Origin of the sequence: Pseudomonas sp. BIGb0558, from assembly GCF_024807515.1 — a bacterium.
Classification (GTDB): Bacteria; Pseudomonadota; Gammaproteobacteria; order Pseudomonadales; family Pseudomonadaceae; genus Aquipseudomonas; species Aquipseudomonas yamanorum_A.
Map to the genome: position 1 here is coordinate 94,224 of NZ_JANUEW010000005.1, position 12,915 is coordinate 107,138.

Genomic DNA, 12,915 nt, shown 5'->3' on the forward strand with positions numbered 1-12,915 from the left:
TCACAGGTCAAAGGTGGGAGCTGGCTTGCCTGCGATAGGGCCCTAAACCCCAGCACAAACCTGCAGGCTTAAACCGGCGTCAGACACTCCGGCCCATTGAGCTTCGGATCGTTGACCATATTGGCCAGCACCCGCTCGCGCAACGCGGTGGGCTCACTGGCCAGCAACGCCTGCAAGGTGTGCAGCGGTGTCTCTGGATTCAGCCAGGCTGCCTGCCCCGCCGCATCCAGAATCAACGGCCGACGCTGACTCTGCGCGGCCTGGGTCACCACTGCGGTACTCAGCCACACCTGCTCCTGCACCGGGTACGCTTCCCAGATCGCCGCAAAGAACAGCGTGCTGCCCTCCCCCGGCGTCAACCAGTAAGGGCGCTTGCGTTGAGTGCCGCGCCATTCGTAGAACCCGTTGGCCGGCAACAGGCAGCGACGCTGGCGAAAGGCCTCGCGAAACATCGGTTGCTCCGCCAGGGTTTCGGCCCGGGCGTGGGCCGGGGTGCGGGAAAGATCAGTCAACCAGGGCGGCGTCAGGCCCCAGCGCGCCCGCGCGAGGGTGTGCTGGCCGTCGCTCAGGCGCTGGATCAGCACCGAATCATTGGGGGAAATATTCCACTGGGCCTGCTGGTCGGCCGGAAAGCCCGGCAAGGCAGCAAACGCGGGGTTCCAGCGAAACAGGGCATAACGTCCACACATGGGGCAACACGACTCTTGGAGAAACTGGCCGACAGCCTAACAGACCAACACGTCGGGGAAGCTGTCGGGTTCATCCCCGGGCACCGGTTGGGCCCCGTTGTAGGCGGTGATCAACTCACGGGCGTAGGCGGCCTGGTCGTTCTCCACCGCCAGCGCCAGCAGGCCGTAGATCGGCAGTTCGCCAGTGCCGCCGAGCAAATCGCGCCCCACCAGGTGCGCAGTGACGCCCTCGCTTTCGAGCATGCCTTGCAGCAGCTCACCTTCCATCAGGTTTTCGGGCTCGTAGATTCGCTGCATGGGCGTACCTTTATTCGTTCTCGCTGCGCACTTCGAGCATCCATTCATCGCCGTGAATCTGCAGGATGAAGGTAATGGGCCGGCAGCATACCGGGCAGTCTTCAATGTATTGCTGATCGCCTCCGGACAGATCCAGTAACGCCGTGACTATCTCTCCACAATAAGGACATTCGTACGACTCCTCTTCCATCGCGGTCTCCCAGGTGACTTGTGCGTATAATCGCCGGTCTATTTACAGGGCTATTTTTCGTCCCGGCCAATTGCCCGGACCACGCCCTGATATTTATTGTTCCAAACCTTTACTTACCCTAGCCGTTTCTAACAAGAGAGCATGATGGGCGAATTCGATACCATCCGACCTTACAACGACAGCGAAGTCCCGGCAGTGCTGGCCCGACTGTTCAGTGACAAGGCCTTTCTGGACATCCTGACCCACTTTCGCTTCCCGCGCTTTGCCGGCGCCTTTGGCTGGCTGCTCAAGCCGATGATCGCTCATAAACTGCGCCGTGAGTTCGCCGGCGTCACCACCGTGGCCACGCTGCAGGACAAAGTCGAGTTTTACGTCGACCACACCATCGAGCGCGCGACCGACGGCGTGACCTATACCGGCGTGGAGCAATTCAAGTCCGGCAGCGCCTACCTGTTCCTGGCCAACCACCGTGACATCGTAATGGACCCGGCGTTCGTCAACTACGCCGTGTACCACGCCGGCCTGCCGACGCCACGCATCGCCATCGGCGACAACCTGCTGCAAAAGCCGTTTGTCAGCGACCTGATGCGCCTGAACAAGAGTTTTATCGTGCACCGCTCGATTACCGGGCGCAGAGAGAAGATGGCCGCTTATCAGTTGCTGTCGGCCTACATCAACCATTCGATTCGCAACGACTGCCAGTCGATCTGGATCGCCCAGGCCGAAGGCCGTGCCAAGGATGGGGATGACCGCACTGAGTCGGCGATCCTCAAGATGTTCCACATGAGCCGCAAGGACGAGCCGTTCGCCGAGGTTATCCAGTCACTGAACCTGACGCCGGTGTCCATCAGCTACGAATACGACCCGTGCGACGCCGCCAAGGCCCGCGAGCTGTACATCCGCGCTACCACCGGCACCTACAGCAAGGCGCCGGGGGAAGATGACGTGAGCATTGCCTTGGGCATCACCGGCTACAAGGGCCGGGTGCACGTCAACTTCGCGCCGCCGATCACCGAGGCGTTCGAAGACACCAAACTGCTGGCGATCGAGATGGACCGGCAGATCCTGGGCGGTTATCGGTTGTTCCCGGTGCATTACCTGGCGTACGCCCAATGGAGCGATGCCGACCCGCAATTGCAGGTGCCGACCGCCGCCGAGGTATTCCCGGCGGATGAGCTGGCCAAGGCGAAAGCGGAATGGGAACGGCGCTTGAATGCGTGCCCGGCCGAGCATCGGCCGTATCTGGTGCTGCAATACGCAACGCCGGTGAGGAATCAGTACCGGGTTAAAGCGGGGACCGCCCTGTAATGTGGGAGCGGGCTTGCCCGCGATGACGGAGTGTCAGCCCCCGAATCTATCGGCTGACTCACTGCCATCGCGGGCCAGCCCGCTCCCACATCTGTTTTAGGGTGCTCTTACAATCGGGTACTGATCCACGACACCAGCAACGCCAGCCCAAGACAGACAAACCCCAGCCGGTAAAACAGGCGATGGGTACGCTGCGTCAGCACATCCAGCAACAGCATCGGTTGATCAATGGCGCGCAGTTCGCTTTGCGCGGCAAGTCTTTCCATCGCGCGCTGTTCACGCAGGCGCGTGACAAACAGCAGCCAGGCCGCCGGGCACGCCAGCAGCAGGGCAAGGGAATTGAGCAGTAGTGCGGTCAGCGACATCGCAAACCTCGACGTATCAGTGTCTTGGTATCAGTTCAGATACAAACCTGAATGATATGCGCCGCCTGCGCCTGATTGCTCCTTCCCCATTGACGGATAATGTATCCAGTAATTTACAACGTCACCTGAACGTCACCTTAACAAGCCACTCTGTTGCCCTTCGAAAGCCCGGGAGCTTGTCATGTTGCACGCGCAAAACCAGGATCGGCTGTATCTGATCGCCCAAAGCGATGAGCAAGAGGCGCTGGTAGGCGGCCTCGCGTTCAATGTGCAGGACCGCCACTGGCTGGTGTATTGCGCCCTCGGCGGGCATCAGCATGCCGACCTGCCGGAGCTGGACTTGCTCACCGGTGTGAGTGTGCTGGACTTTTATGTCGAAACGGCTGCATGAAAACTGCAGGCGTAAAAAAACCGGGCTCAGTGATGAGCCCGGTTTTTTTATGAGCGGTTATTGCGAGCTGAGCAGCGAACCGATGCTCGGGTCCTTGAACAGGCGCGTCAGGGCATCGCTCAACACATCGCTCACCAGCTTGGTGTTGGTTTCCTGGTTCGGCGCCATGCCGAAGCGCTGGTCCAGGGATGCGCCGTAGCGGCCGCTGTAGCGACGGGTGCCGGCGGTCACGTCGGACTTGAAGGTCGCGCCGATGGTGGCTTCAGTCACGTACAGGCCTTCCTTGGGCGACTGATACTTCAGCTCGGCCAGGGTAATGGTCAGTTGTGGAGCACCCGGCGAGTTGGCCGGGGTGAAGCCCAGCAGGCGCACGGCCGCTTCGGCCTGGGCTTGCAGCTTGGGCAGCACGTCGGCACCGGTCACCGTGATGGCGCTGGTTTCCGGGTACAGGCCGCCACGGGTGCCGAGGGTCGGCGACGGACGCCCGTCAACCACACGCACCGACACCGGCTGGCCATGGCCCACTGGCGCCAACTGAGTGGTGATTTTTGGTTGCGGGCTGAGTTGTTGCGGGCTGTGGGCGCAGCCAACCAGGGTCAAACTGGTCACAGTGATCAAACCGAACAACAGGCGTTGCAACATACTCATTTCTCCAGGACTAGATGCAAACAGGGCGCCAGTATAACGGCGAGCGCTCGCCACTCACCAGAATTCCTGAACGACGGCTGAACTGTCGGCGAAATTACAATTTTCACACAGAACCGTCACCTCAATGTCATGCCAGACTGACAACCTTTGCAGCATGTAACGAACCGGGTACAAAACCATGCGCCTTCTCAAATCATTGTTCTTTTCCCACACCAGTCATCGCCATTTTGCCCTGCTCGATGCCCAAGGTTGCTGCCAGGCGTTCAAGCAGTGCAGCCTGCCGCCCGTCGGCGAAGGCTGGGTCGAAGTCGAAGAGCCCCGCCTGAGCTGGATGCACCGCCCGCTGCCCGCCAGCGCCCGCGTCAGCCCAGCGGTTTCGCAGGCGCAGCCACGGCACGCGTTGGCCTCCTGACCAGACTGCTAATAAAAGTCATTAAACACGTCCATTTGCGCGCATTTCTTCGCTACAATCTCCCCCCGATTATAAGGACGTCTCCTGATCGGGCCTCGCAGCATCGCTAATGCGCTTGTATTAGCTCCCCGCACCGCCCACAGAGAGCCGCCCACACAGATCGAGTGAAGCTGGCGAGCTTGCTGTTTTCTCTGCAAACCATCGTCTTTACCCGAATCTGCCAGAGCTGCCATGCGCTCGGCCACTTGAGTTGTTTGCCCGTTTTGCCGCTTGCCGGCAGTGATCTCGGGCCAGGTGCCAGGCTGGGGCAGCCCTTTTTTGAGGTTCACGTCTTCAAAAGAGCGTGAAAAAAACGGGTTTTCACAACTTCACAAGAGTGTGGCGAGCAAATGAATAGTTTTGCGTTTGTACAAGCACCATCAGCGTCTGGAACAGCCCCACCACACAGGACCGAGCACTCCTCAAAAAACGGAGCTTGAAGCCTGTCCGCTACGGATTTGGTTGCACGATCGGACGAGCTTGACCATAAGTCGAATTGCCACAGGTGTCCTTAAATGCGTTCATACGCACATCAGGCCCGGCCGGCAGCGTCCGCTTGCGATAAATTGCGAAGAATCGGACATGGCGATCCTGGCCATGGGTAACCTGGGGCATCACGTGAACCGCCCCGTCACTCCTGGCAGCCATGCCGTCAATTTGGTGCTGCAGATTTTGGAGACGCGTTAAATGGCGCATAACGAAGCAGTCGACGTAGTACTGGTAGGTGCGGGCATCATGAGTGCCACCCTCGCCGTACTGCTCAAAGAGCTCGACCCCGGCCTCAAGCTGGAAGTCGTTGAGCTGATGGATTCGGGTGCCGCGGAAAGTTCCAACCCGTGGAACAACGCCGGTACCGGCCACGCCGGGCTGTGTGAGCTGAACTACACACCCGAGGCCGCCGACGGCTCCATCGACATCAAGAAAGCCGTGCACATCAACACCCAATTCGAGGTGTCGAAGCAGTTCTGGGCGTACTTGACCAAGAAAGGCACCTTTGGCTCGTCCAAATCCTTTATCAGCCCCGTGCCGCACCTGAGCTTCGTGCAGGGCGAGAAGGGCGTGTCGTTCCTCAAGAAACGCTTTGAAACCCTCAGCCAGCACCACGCGTTCTCGGACATGCACTACACCGAAGACCGCAGCGAGATGGCCGAGTGGATGCCGCTGATGATGCCTGGCCGACCGCTGGACGAAAAAATCGCCGCCACCCGCGTGATGAACGGCACCGACGTCAACTTCGGCGCCCTGACCAACCAGTTACTCTCGCACCTGACCAGCGCACCGGATGCCCAGGTCAAGTACAGCAAGCGCGTCACCGGTCTCAAGCGCAACGGCGCCGGCTGGACCGTGAGCATCAAGGACGTCAACAGCGGCAACTCCCGTGATGTGGACGCCAAGTTCGTGTTCCTCGGCGCCGGTGGCGCGGCCCTGCCGCTGCTGCAAGCGTCGGGCATCGAAGAAAGCAAGGGCTTCGGCGGCTTCCCGGTCAGCGGCCAGTGGCTGCGTTGCGACAACCCGGAAGTGGTCAAGCACCACCAGGCCAAGGTCTACAGCCAGGCCGCCGTGGGTTCGCCACCGATGTCGGTGCCGCACCTCGACACCCGCGTAGTGGATGGCAAGAAGTCCCTGCTGTTCGGGCCATACGCCGGCTTCACCACCAAGTTCCTCAAGCACGGCTCGTTCCTTGACCTGCCCCTGTCGATTCGTGCCGGCAACATCGGCCCGATGCTGGCCGTGGCCCGGGACAACATGGACCTGACCAAGTACCTGGTCAGCGAAGTGCGCCAGTCCATGGAACAGCGCCTGGAATCCCTGCGCCGCTTCTACCCTGAAGCCAAAGCCGAAGACTGGCGCCTGGAAGTGGCCGGCCAGCGGGTGCAGATCATCAAGAAAGACCCGAAGAAAGGCGGCGTGCTGCAATTCGGTACCGAACTGGTTGCGGCCAAGGACGGTTCGTTGGCCGCCCTGCTGGGCGCGTCCCCGGGCGCTTCGGTGACGGTGTCGATCATGCTGGAACTGATCGAACGCTGCTTCCCGGCGAAAGCGGCCGGCGAATGGGCTGCCAAGCTGCACGAGATCTTCCCGGCGCGGGAAAAGGTCCTGGAGACCGATGCCGAGCTGTATCGCAAGATCAACACGCAGAACAACATCAGCCTGGAACTGGTTGATGCAGGAGCGAGCTTGCTCGCGAAAGACGTTAACGATGACACAGCTCGCCTGGTTTAACGCGGTGTTCTCAGGTTCTTCGCGAGCAAGCTCGCTCCTACAGTAACAAGCAAAAACGCCCCGCTCTCATGATGAGAACGGGGCGTTTTTTTTCGTCCGCAACAATCAGCCGCGGGCTTGTTCGATCAGCTCGATGTACTCGGCGGCGTTGCGCTGGTCCTTGATCACTTCAACGAAGGTCAGGCCATGCTCGTCCTTGCCATCGAGGTCCAGGCCGGCTTCCTTGAAGAAAACCAGGAAACGTTCGAAGTCGTCGATGCGCAGGCCACGGTAGGCCTTGATCAGTTTGTGCAGGGACGGTGAAGTGGCGTCTACCGGCTCGAAATTCAGGAACAGCTTGATTTGCTCGTCGCCGATTTCATCACCAATCAGCTGTTTCTTATCTTTACGCATTACCGACTCCAGCCTGCAGACATATACACGGGAAAAGCAGTTTACCTGCGGCACAGCGGCTTCGAAAGGTACGCGAACCAATGTGGGAGCTGGCTTGCCTGCGATAGCGATGCATCAGTAACAGATGGGCCAACTGACCCACCGCTATCGCAGGCAAGCCAGCTCCCACATATGACTGCATTTACACGGCCGAATCCGCGTCGGCTGGATTATTTGGCGCGCACCGCCCCGGTGTGCAAATCAGCCCAGATATGGCCATTGGCGTAAGTGAGGAATTGCACGTAGACCGTGTCATTGCGCAACAGGTCGACAATCACCCGGTACTGGGTCACCGGGTAAGACAACGTGAGGGTTTTGCTTTTATCGTCGAACACCGGCTTCTTCAGGCTTTTGCTTTCGGCATCGAAATTGAGGATCACCTGGGCGATGGTCGCGCCTTTGTTCAGGGACTTGCCCTTGAGGCGGATCATCAACGGCGAGGTCACCGGGATCGGCTGCTGGGTGGATTGGCGCTGGTTGCCCACCACCACCGAATAGTCGGTGACTTGCAGCAATTGCTGTTGGTCCGCAGCTTCGGCTCGCAGATTAAGGTCGTCGGGAGGCAGGAACTGGCCGTGCAACGGCGCAGGAGCGGCCGCCAGGGGCAAACTGAGGGTCAGCGCCAGGGCGGCGCAGGTGCGAATCAACAGGCTCATGAACAGCTCCAGACGCAGGGGCCAAGCACGATAGCATGACAGCCCTGCGCCTGAATCCCGCTTACATTCCTTTAACGGCGTAGATACCGTTAGCGTTGCGCCAGTAGCCTTTATAGTCCATGCCGTAACCGAAGATGTAACGGTCGATGCACGGCAGGCCCACGTAATCGGCTTTCAGGTCCGGACGGGCCTTGCGGTCGTGGTCCTTGTCGATCAGCACGGCGGTGTGCACTTTGCGTGCGCCGGCGTGTTTGCAGAAGTCGATGATGGCGCCCAGGGTGTGACCCTCATCGAGGATGTCGTCGATGATCAATACGTCGCGGTCGATGAACGAGACTTCCGGCTTGGCTTTCCAGAACAGGTCGCCGCCGCTGGTTTCATTGCGATAGCGGGTGGCGTGCAGGTAGGACGCTTCCAGCGGGAATTGCAGATGGGTGAGCAGTTTACCGGCGAAAATCAGGCCACCGTTCATCACGCAAAAGACCACCGGGTTGGTGTCGGCCATTTCACGGGAGATGTGCGCGCCGACCTTGGCGATGGCCTCTTCGACTTGCGCTTCGGTGTACAGGCAGTCAGCCTCGCGCATGATTTGACGGATATGCTCGAGATCAGCGGACATGGCGCTCTCCAAGGGGGTGCTGTGGCAAGAAAAGCGGGCAAAGGTACGCATGTGAGGCGCAACGTTCAAGCCTTAATGGACTAACGTACTAGATGTCTATAGGACAACACCCTCGGATAGATTAATCTAGGCCGGTTTTTTTGCCCGCCGCCGGAGCCTTTCCCCATGCCCATCCGTGAGATCCGCCATCCGCTGATCCGACATAAACTCGGCCTTATGCGCCGCGCCGACATTAGCACGAAGAACTTCCGCGAGCTTGCTCAGGAAGTCGGAGCGCTGCTCACCTACGAGGCGACCAAAGACCTGCCCCTGGAAAACTACGAGATCGCCGGTTGGTGTGGTCCCGTCCAGGTCGAGAAAATCGCCGGCAAGAAGATTACCGTGGTGCCGATCCTGCGCGCCGGTATCGGCATGCTTGAAGGCGTGCTCAGCCTGATCCCGGGCGCCAAGGTCAGCGCCGTGGGCGTGGCCCGCAACGAAGAGACGCTGCAGGCCCACACCTACCTGGAAAAACTGGTCCCGGAAATCGACGAACGCCTGGCGATGATCATCGACCCGATGCTCGCCACCGGCAGTTCCATGGTTGCCACCATCGACCTGCTGAAAAAGGCCGGCTGCAAGGACATCCGCGCCATGGTGCTGGTGGCCGCTCCCGAAGGCATCGCCGCCGTCGAGAAAGCCCACCCGGACGTGCTGATCTACACCGCGTCCATCGATGAACGCCTGAACGAACACGGCTACATCATCCCGGGCCTGGGCGATGCCGGCGACAAGATCTTCGGTACCAAGCAGAAGGACGCGTGACCATGCAGGATGAGTTCAACGACCCGCTTTGGCGCCAGATCCTGTCTGGCGCACAGATGCTCTTCGTGGCATTTGGCGCGCTGGTGTTGATGCCGCTGATCACCGGTCTCGATCCAAACGTCGCCCTGTTTACCGCAGGCTTGGGCACCTTGTTGTTCCAAGTGGTCACCGGGCGCCAAGTGCCGGTGTTCCTGGCGTCGAGCTTTGCCTTTATCACCCCGATCATTCTCGCCAAGGGCCAATTCGGCCTCGCAGCGACGATGGGCGGAGTGATGGCAGCGGGTTTCGTTTACACCTTCCTCGGCCTGGCAGTGAAGATCAAGGGCACCGGCTTCATCGACCGCCTGCTGCCGCCGGTGGTAATCGGGCCGGTGATCATTTCCATCGGCCTGGCCATGGCGCCGATTGCCGCCAACATGGCGATGGGCAAGGCGGGCGACGGTAGCGAGTTGATCCACTACCAGACGGCCATGCTGATCTCGATGCCGGCGCTGCTCACCACGTTGATCGTGGCAGTGTTCGGCAAGGGTATTTTCCGCCTGGTGCCGATCATCTCGGGCGTACTGGTGGGTTTCGCCATGTCGTTCTACTTCGGTGTAGTCGACACGGCGAAGATCGCCGCCGCACCGTGGTTCGCCCTGCCCCACTTCACCGCGCCGGAGTTCAACTGGCAGGCGATCCTGTTTATCGTCCCGGTGGCCCTGGCCCCGGCGATCGAACACATCGGCGGTGTGATTGCGGTGGGCAGCGTGACCGGTCGCGATTACCTGAAGAAGCCTGGCCTGCACCGCACGCTGCTGGGTGACGGGATCGCCACCACTGCAGCCGGCCTGTTCGGCGGTCCGCCCAACACGACCTACGCGGAAGTGACGGGCGCGGTGATGCTGACCAAGAACTACAACCCGAAGATCATGACCTGGGCGGCAGTGTTTGCCATCAGCCTGGCGTTCATCGGCAAGTTCGGCGCACTGCTGCAAAGCATTCCAATCCCGGTGATGGGCGGTATTTTGTGCCTGCTGTTCGGTTCGATTGCCGCAGTAGGGATGAACACACTGATCCGTCACAAGATCGACCTCGGCGAAGCGCGCAATCTGGTGATTGTGTCGGTGACCCTGGTGTTCGGGATTGGCGGCGTGCTGGTGGGAACCGGCACCGGCCCGGATGACTTTGGCCTGAAGGGCATCGCCCTGTGTGCGGTGGTAGCGATTGCGTTGAATCTGCTGCTGCCGGGCAATGATGGCTGGAAGAACAAGAAACCGGATGAGCCGTTGCTGTAAGGCTTCAGCTTTTGGGTGTTGCTGATGGCCTCATCGCGGGCAAGCCCGGCTCCCACGTTGGAATGCATTGTCAGAAAGAATGCAGTCCCCTGTGGGAGCCGGGCTTGCCCGCGATGGCGCCGGTTCAGTCAATAAAGATTACAGCTCACCCAACGCATCAATCAGCGCCTGGTTCTGCTCTGGCGTACCAATGCTGATCCGCAGGAACTGGGCAATCCGCTCCTGCTTGAAGTGCCGCACGATCACCCCTTGCTCCCGCACCTTGGCTGCCAGCCCGGCGGCGTCGTGCCGTGGGTGACGGACAAAGATGAAGTTGGCCGCGGACGGCAACACTTCAAACCCCTTGGCCTCCAGTTGCGCCACCAGCGTTTCACGGCTGTCGATCACCCACTGGCAGGTCTTCTGGAAGTGCTCACGGTCTTCAAACGCAGCCGCCGCGCCGACAATCGCCAGGCGGTCGATCGGGTAGGAGTTGAAGCTGTTCTTGACTCGCTCCAGCGCCTCGATCAGGTCCGGATGGCCCACGGCCAGGCCGACCCGCAAACCGGCCAGGGAGCGCGATTTGGAGAGGGTCTGGGTCACCAGCAGGTTCGGGTATCGGTCCACCAGGCTGATGGCGGTTTCGCCGCCGAAGTCGATATAGGCTTCATCGACCACCACCACCGAATCCGGGCTGGCCTTGAGGATCTGCTCCACCGCATCCAGCTTCATCACACAGCCAGTCGGCGCGTTGGGGTTGGGGAAGATGATCCCGCCGTTGGGCCTGGCGTAGTCCGACACGCGGATATGGAACTGTTCGTCCAGCGGCACCGCGTCGAACGCAATGCGGTACAGGCCGCAGTACACCGGGTAGAAGCTGTAGCTGATGTCCGGGAACAGCAGCGGCAGGTCGTGCTGGAACAAGCCGTGGAAGATGTGCGCCAGGACTTCGTCGGAACCGTTGCCGAGGAACACCTTGCCCGCGTCGATCCCGTAATACTTCGCCACCGCCTGCTTGAGCAGGTCGCTGTTGGGGTCCGGGTACAAACGCAGGTTGTCGTTCAGCTCGGCCTGCATGGCGGCCAGCGCCTTGGGCGATGGGCCGTAGGGGTTTTCATTGGTGTTGAGCTTCACCAGCTTGGTCAGCTTCGGTTGCTCACCGGGCACGTAAGGAACGAGATCCTTGACGAGCGGGCTCCAGAATTTGCTCATGTTTCAGTTCCCCTGCTGCTTGTCGTCAACGATACGGTATTCGGCACTGCGGGCGTGGGCGGTCAGCGACTCGCCACGGGCCAGCACGGAAGCGGTCTTGCCCAACTCCGACGCGCCCTGGGGCGAGCAGAAGATGATCGACGAACGCTTCTGGAAGTCATACACACCCAGCGGCGAGGAGAACCGCGCGGTGCCCGAGGTCGGCAACACGTGGTTGGGGCCTGCGCAGTAGTCACCCAGGGCTTCGCTGGTGTGGCGGCCCATGAAGATCGCGCCGGCGTGGCGAATCAGCGGCAGCCAGGCTTGTGGGTCGGCGACGGACAACTCCAGGTGTTCCGGGGCGATGCGGTTGGCCACTTCGATGGCTTGCTCCATGTCACGGACCTGGATCAGGGCGCCACGGCCATTGATCGACTTCTCGATGATCTCGGCGCGCTCCATGGTCGGCAGCAACTTGGCGATGCTCGCAGCCACCTTGTCCAGGAACTCGGCGTCCGGGCTGACCAGGATCGCCTGGGCGTCCTCGTCGTGCTCGGCCTGGGAGAACAGGTCCATGGCGATCCAGTCCGGGTCGGTCTGGCCGTCACACACCACGAGGATTTCCGAAGGGCCGGCGATCATGTCGATGCCAACCTGGCCAAACACGTGGCGCTTGGCCGTGGCCACGTAGATGTTGCCCGGGCCCACCACCTTGTCGACCTTCGGCACGCTTTCGGTACCGTAGGCCAGGGCCGCAACCGCCTGGGCGCCGCCGATGGTGAACACGCGATCAACCCCGGCAATGCAGGCCGCGGCCAGCACCAGTTCGTTGATTTCGCCACGCGGGGTGGGCACCACCATGACCACTTCAGTCACGCCGGCCACCTTGGCCGGAATCGCGTTCATCAGGACCGAAGACGGGTACGAGGCTTTACCACCCGGCACGTACAGGCCGGCGCGGTCCAGCGGCGTGACCTTCTGGCCCAGCACGGTGCCGTCGGCCTCGGTGTAGCTCCAGGAGTCCTGTTTCTGTTTTTCGTGGTAGCTGCGCACCCGCGCAGCCGCCACTTCCAGGGCTTCGCGCTGCGGGGCAGTGATGCGGGTCAGGGCCAGTTCCAGGCGTTCGCGAGGCAGGATCAGGTCGGCCATGGAGGCGACGTCCAGGCCATCGAACTGCCGGGTGAAATCCACCAGCGCCGCGTCACCGCGCTCGCGCACGGCCTTGATGATGTCGAGCACCCGCTGGTTGACCGAATCGTCGGACACGCTTTCCCAGCTCAGCAGATGATCCAGATGATGGGCGAAATCCGGGTCGGCAGCGTTGAGTCGGGCAATTGCAGTGGACGTGGTCATAGCGAGGGCCTCAATAGAATTGGCAAAAACTCAGGCGCCCTA

17 protein-coding genes are annotated in these 12,915 nt (G+C 60.8%); 6 read left to right on the forward strand and 11 right to left on the reverse strand.

Features of this window, described 5'->3' with window-relative positions; genetic code table 11:
• Positions 1–68: 68 nt before the first annotated feature.
• The 3 genes from M2400_RS09485 to M2400_RS09495 are packed head-to-tail and all read right to left on the reverse strand — an operon-like array spanning position 69 to position 1,176.
• Positions 69–689 (reverse strand): SOS response-associated peptidase, encoded by a 621-nt coding sequence (locus M2400_RS09485; RefSeq protein ID WP_259195838.1) that lies wholly within the window; start codon positions 687–689, stop codon positions 69–71.
• Positions 690–725: 36 nt separating this feature from the next.
• On the reverse strand, positions 726–986 hold the full coding sequence (locus M2400_RS09490; RefSeq protein WP_076014409.1) for a putative signal transducing protein: 261 nt from the start codon (positions 984–986) through the stop codon (positions 726–728).
• 10 nt (positions 987–996) lie between these two features.
• On the reverse strand, positions 997–1,176 hold the full coding sequence (locus tag M2400_RS09495) for a CPXCG motif-containing cysteine-rich protein (RefSeq protein WP_177043459.1): 180 nt from the start codon (positions 1,174–1,176) through the stop codon (positions 997–999).
• 144 nt (positions 1,177–1,320) lie between these two features.
• On the opposite strand from M2400_RS09495, the gene M2400_RS09500 reads away from it, so the two are divergent.
• A complete protein-coding gene (locus M2400_RS09500; protein WP_259195840.1) occupies positions 1,321–2,484 on the forward strand; it encodes a 1-acyl-sn-glycerol-3-phosphate acyltransferase in 1,164 nt (387 codons plus the stop codon).
• Positions 2,485–2,591: 107 nt separating this feature from the next.
• Here M2400_RS09500 and M2400_RS09505 read toward each other — a convergent pair whose 3' ends face one another.
• The gene (locus M2400_RS09505) at positions 2,592–2,849 is read right to left on the reverse strand and encodes a hypothetical protein (protein WP_177043457.1); all 258 of its coding nucleotides are present in this window, start codon (positions 2,847–2,849) and stop codon (positions 2,592–2,594) included.
• A 181-nt stretch (positions 2,850–3,030) separates the two neighbouring features.
• Here M2400_RS09505 and M2400_RS09510 point away from each other — a divergent pair, with 181 nt between their 5' ends.
• Positions 3,031–3,240 carry a hypothetical protein gene (locus M2400_RS09510; protein WP_177043456.1) on the forward strand — a complete coding sequence of 70 codons (210 nt, stop codon included), beginning with the start codon at positions 3,031–3,033 and terminating at the stop codon, positions 3,238–3,240.
• A 57-nt stretch (positions 3,241–3,297) separates the two neighbouring features.
• Here M2400_RS09510 and M2400_RS09515 read toward each other — a convergent pair whose 3' ends face one another.
• The gene (locus M2400_RS09515) at positions 3,298–3,882 is read right to left on the reverse strand and encodes a YajG family lipoprotein (protein ID WP_010170546.1); all 585 of its coding nucleotides are present in this window, start codon (positions 3,880–3,882) and stop codon (positions 3,298–3,300) included.
• Between the two features lie 184 nt (positions 3,883–4,066).
• Here M2400_RS09515 and M2400_RS09520 point away from each other — a divergent pair, with 184 nt between their 5' ends.
• Positions 4,067–4,300: a hypothetical protein gene (locus tag M2400_RS09520; RefSeq protein ID WP_177043455.1), complete on the forward strand. Its 234-nt coding sequence runs from the start codon at positions 4,067–4,069 to the stop codon at positions 4,298–4,300.
• 8 nt (positions 4,301–4,308) lie between these two features.
• Here the strand turns inward: M2400_RS09520 and M2400_RS09525 are convergent, their stop codons facing one another.
• Complete coding sequence (locus tag M2400_RS09525) at positions 4,309–4,629, reverse strand: hypothetical protein (RefSeq protein WP_141629498.1); 321 nt, start codon at positions 4,627–4,629, stop codon at positions 4,309–4,311.
• Positions 4,630–5,026: 397 nt separating this feature from the next.
• Here M2400_RS09525 and mqo point away from each other — a divergent pair, with 397 nt between their 5' ends.
• The gene (gene mqo, locus M2400_RS09530; RefSeq protein ID WP_259195842.1) at positions 5,027–6,562 is read left to right on the forward strand and encodes a malate dehydrogenase (quinone); all 1,536 of its coding nucleotides are present in this window, start codon (positions 5,027–5,029) and stop codon (positions 6,560–6,562) included.
• 105 nt (positions 6,563–6,667) lie between these two features.
• Here the strand turns inward: mqo and M2400_RS09535 are convergent, their stop codons facing one another.
• The 3 genes from M2400_RS09535 to M2400_RS09545 form a co-directional block, all read right to left on the reverse strand.
• Positions 6,668–6,955 carry a PA4642 family protein gene (locus tag M2400_RS09535; protein WP_259195843.1) on the reverse strand — a complete coding sequence of 96 codons (288 nt, stop codon included), beginning with the start codon at positions 6,953–6,955 and terminating at the stop codon, positions 6,668–6,670.
• A 209-nt stretch (positions 6,956–7,164) separates the two neighbouring features.
• Positions 7,165–7,650, reverse strand: a complete 486-nt coding sequence (locus M2400_RS09540) for a hypothetical protein (protein ID WP_177043452.1) — start codon at positions 7,648–7,650, stop codon at positions 7,165–7,167.
• Positions 7,651–7,711: 61 nt separating this feature from the next.
• Positions 7,712–8,269 (reverse strand): hypoxanthine-guanine phosphoribosyltransferase, encoded by a 558-nt coding sequence (locus M2400_RS09545; RefSeq protein ID WP_003216150.1) that lies wholly within the window; start codon positions 8,267–8,269, stop codon positions 7,712–7,714.
• A 165-nt stretch (positions 8,270–8,434) separates the two neighbouring features.
• Between M2400_RS09545 and upp the strand changes: the two genes are divergently transcribed.
• Together upp and M2400_RS09555 are read left to right on the forward strand one after the other, a co-directional pair.
• Entirely contained in the window at positions 8,435–9,073 is a 639-nt protein-coding gene (upp, locus tag M2400_RS09550; RefSeq protein WP_003216149.1) for a uracil phosphoribosyltransferase, read from the forward strand.
• A 2-nt stretch (positions 9,074–9,075) separates the two neighbouring features.
• Entirely contained in the window at positions 9,076–10,350 is a 1,275-nt protein-coding gene (locus M2400_RS09555; protein ID WP_177043451.1) for a uracil-xanthine permease family protein, read from the forward strand.
• Between the two features lie 138 nt (positions 10,351–10,488).
• On the opposite strand, the gene hisC is transcribed toward M2400_RS09555, so the two are convergent.
• Positions 10,489–11,541: a histidinol-phosphate transaminase gene (gene hisC / locus M2400_RS09560; protein WP_259195844.1), complete on the reverse strand. Its 1,053-nt coding sequence runs from the start codon at positions 11,539–11,541 to the stop codon at positions 10,489–10,491.
• Positions 11,542–11,544: 3 nt separating this feature from the next.
• Positions 11,545–12,873 (reverse strand): histidinol dehydrogenase, encoded by a 1,329-nt coding sequence (gene hisD, locus M2400_RS09565; RefSeq protein WP_177077904.1) that lies wholly within the window; start codon positions 12,871–12,873, stop codon positions 11,545–11,547.
• Between the last annotated feature and the right edge of the window lie 42 nt (positions 12,874–12,915).